The sequence below is a fragment of the uncultured Bifidobacterium sp. genome (assembly GCF_959020145.1).
Classification (GTDB): Bacteria; Actinomycetota; Actinomycetes; order Actinomycetales; family Bifidobacteriaceae; genus Bifidobacterium.
This window is the reverse complement of sequence record NZ_CAUEQY010000075.1, coordinates 1-3,245: the sequence shown is the minus strand read 5'-3', so window position 1 is coordinate 3,245 and position 3,245 is coordinate 1. Positions and strand designations below refer to the sequence as shown.

At 59.7% G+C, this 3,245-nt stretch carries 2 protein-coding genes; both read right to left on the bottom strand.

The annotated features are described in order from the left end of the window. Positions 1-9: 9 nt before the first annotated feature. A complete protein-coding gene (gene pdxS, locus Q5H33_RS08260) occupies positions 10-885 on the bottom strand; it encodes a pyridoxal 5'-phosphate synthase lyase subunit PdxS (protein ID WP_004223372.1) in 876 nt (291 codons plus the stop codon). 363 nt (positions 886-1,248) lie between these two features. Continuing rightward, the coding region (locus Q5H33_RS08255) for an amino acid ABC transporter ATP-binding/permease protein (RefSeq protein WP_302423985.1) at positions 1,249-3,245 on the bottom strand (1,997 nt) is incomplete at its 5' end.

Below are 3,245 nucleotides of genomic sequence, written 5' to 3'. Positions count from 1 at the left end.
ACAGCGCAATCACTCGCCGCGAGCGGCCATGATGGTTTCGATCTCGTCTTCGTTGATGCCGACCATGGCCTCGCCGAGGTTCTCGGAAAGGCGTGCGAGCAGGTCGGCGTCCTGCCAATTGGCGGTGGCCTGCACGATGGCGGCGGCACGCTTGGCCGGGTCTCCGGACTTGAAAATGCCGGAACCGACGAACACACCTTCGGCACCCAGTTCCATCATGAGCGCGGCATCGGCCGGAGTGGCCACGCCACCGGCGGCGAAGTTGACGACCGGCAGACGACCGTTGTCGTGCACATACTTGGCGAGATCGTACGGCACGGCCAGCTGCTTGGCGGCCTCGTACACCTCGTCGTCGCGCAGGGAGACGAGCTCGCGGATCTGCTTGTTCATGGTGCGCATGTGACGCACGGCCTGGATGACATCGCCCGTGCCCGGCTCGCCCTTGGTACGAATCATGGACGCACCCTCCGCAATGCGGCGCAGCGCCTCGCCCAGGTTCTTCGCGCCGCACACGAACGGCACGTCGAACTGGTTCTTGTCGATGTGGTACACGTCGTCGGCGGGGCTCAGCACTTCGGATTCGTCGATGTAGTCGATTTCGATGGCCTGCAGAATGCGGGCTTCGGCAACATGGCCGATACGAACCTTTGCCATGACCGGAATGGACACGGCTTCCTGAATGCCCTTGATCATGGCCGGATCGCTCATGCGGGAAACGCCGCCGGCAGCACGAATATCGGCCGGAATACGCTCGAGAGCCATCACCGCGCATGCGCCCGCGTCCTGTGCGATCTTCGCCTGCTCCGGGGTGGTGACGTCCATGATCACGCCACCCTTGAGCATCTGCGCCAGATTCTTGTTCAGTTCGTTCCTGTTGTTGGCCATCGCCAGCCTTTCGTCGAATCGTATTCCACCCTGCTGCAGAGCGGATATCTCTTGACACAGATACTAACGATTTTTCGTTACAAAATCATGTGAACTGAATATTTGCACGTCTTAAAAAGTTGCTTTTCTTAAATTCTGACTATCATTTTCATGATTGTTTCATTTTCTTACGATTTCGATTCTGCCGACGATTCCGCAATTTCATTCGCTTTTCTTGCCTGATATGCGCCATTCGCTTTCGATTCGCGCGCACGGCTCCTTTCGACCGCACTTTCGATGCACGCTATAAGAAATACGAATGACGCATGATTTTCATACGACCACATTGCGGACGGGGGTGCAGATGGATTCGCGTATTGCGCACTACATACGCAGTATGCGATCAGCGATGCGCATGGTGGAATCGCGGTGCGACACCAGCACGACGGCGCTCCCCCGCTCGGCAAGATCATTGATCGACCCGAGAATCACCGACTCGTTATAGGCGTCAAGACGGCTCGTCGGCTCGTCGAACAGCACCAAATCGGCGTCGCGAAGGAACATGCGGGCCAATCCGATGCGTTGCTTCTCACCCTCCGAAAGGCGGCCACCCAGCTCGCCGACCCGCGTATCCAAGCCGTTCGGCAGCGCATCGACCAGTTCGAGCGCGGACGCCTTGGCGAGGGCTTCGCGCAATACGGAATCGGGAATGTCGTGCGCGAGGTCCGAATCGGGGGAATCAGCGGAATCACCACCAGCATTACTGCTGGAATTACTACAGAAATTACTGCCAGAATTACTGCCAGAATCCGAAAAATCGGCGTCATTGCAGGCAATAGCGAGATTTTCGCGAATCGTTCCGTCGAACAGATACGTCTCCTGCCCCATCATCGTCTGCACGCGCCGACGCCATCCGGCGTCAACCTGCGGCAATGGAACATCCGACAGCGAAATCGTGCCGGAATCCGGATCCCAGTAGCGCATCAGCAGTTTCAACATCGTTGATTTTCCACGCCCGGACGGGCCTTGAATACCGAGAATGCCCTGCCGTGAAACATCGAGTGAAACATGGTCGAGCACCGGTTGCGAGGCGATGCCGGCACCTTGTTCGCCGGAGGATTGCGCTTCCGCGGGGCGTGCCGGACTCATGCCAGTCGCATGCTCCGACCGCCCGTTTGGCGTGCGTTCGACGGAAATACGGGCGCCGGATCCATAGCCGAATGTGACATCGCGCATTGTCATGCCCTGATATTCCGGGCGTTCGCTCCCCTGCTCGACCACAGCGGGAGCCTCATCCATCAACGCGAACAGGCGGCGTGCCGAAGCAAACGTTTGCGTCAGATTCGCCGGCAACGCACTCAACGCAAGCGTCGGCCCAAACGAGCTGGCGAGCAGCACGAAAGCCGCAACCAACGCCGGGGCGTTCGATCCCACGGAGCCCACCCACATCAGGCCTTCCGACATATCGGCGGCAGTGGAAACCGCAGTGCACAACGTCATCGCAAGGAAAGCCGCAATCGCCGTGAACAGCATCACCAATACCGCGCCAAATCCTGCAAAATCGCCATTTTTCACGCTCAGACGCACACGTCTGACCCACAGCGAGCGCGTGCGACGCTGAATGGACGCAAGCCGGGCATCGCCTTGGCCGAAGCGGATGATTTCGCCGATGCCACGCATGTCGTCAAGCATTTCGTCATCGAGGGCGGACGACTCCTTGCGCAGTTCCGGACCGATGCCGCGCACCGCGGATGCAAAGAGTTTCGGTAGTATGACGCCGATAATGAGGTGCGCGATGATGAGCGTCGCCGCAAGGGGCGGACTGAGGGTGAGTAGCGCGAGCGCGTAGACGACGGTAGTCACGATGGCGATGACGACCGGGCTGATGGTGTGTGCGAAGAAGATTTCCAGCAGTTCCACGTCGGTGGTGACCAGTGCGATCAGGTCGCCTTTGCCTTTGCCTGCAAGCTTGGCGGGGGCGAGACGGCGCAGGGCCGCGAAGGCTTTCGCACGGAATAGCGCAAGCAGACGGAACGCCACGTTATGGTTCATGAACTGTTCGGCGTAACGCATGCCGCCGCGGATCAACGCGCATACGGCCATGGCTGCGAGCGCCGCGAGAACGCTGAGGTTCCAGACCGGCGAGCCGACTGCAGCGAAGGCCGCCGCGATGCCGAACACCGGCAGGAAAGTGGCGGCGAGATGGCCGAGCGTGCCGCAGACGCACGCGACGATCATGTACTTGCGCTGCGGCCCAACTTCCTTCAACAGGCGCGCAATAAGGCGAGACGTGGGTATTGTCTTCGCGTCCGATTCTGCCGAATCGGACATCCGAACGCCCGTTTTCGCACCCTGTGCGTCCGTTTCTGCAGAATCGGACA

Coding starts and splice junctions, on each gene's coding strand:
- pdxS (WP_004223372.1), bottom strand. CDS start 885: ATGGCCAACAACAGGAACGAACTGAACAAGAATCTGGCGCAGATGCTC.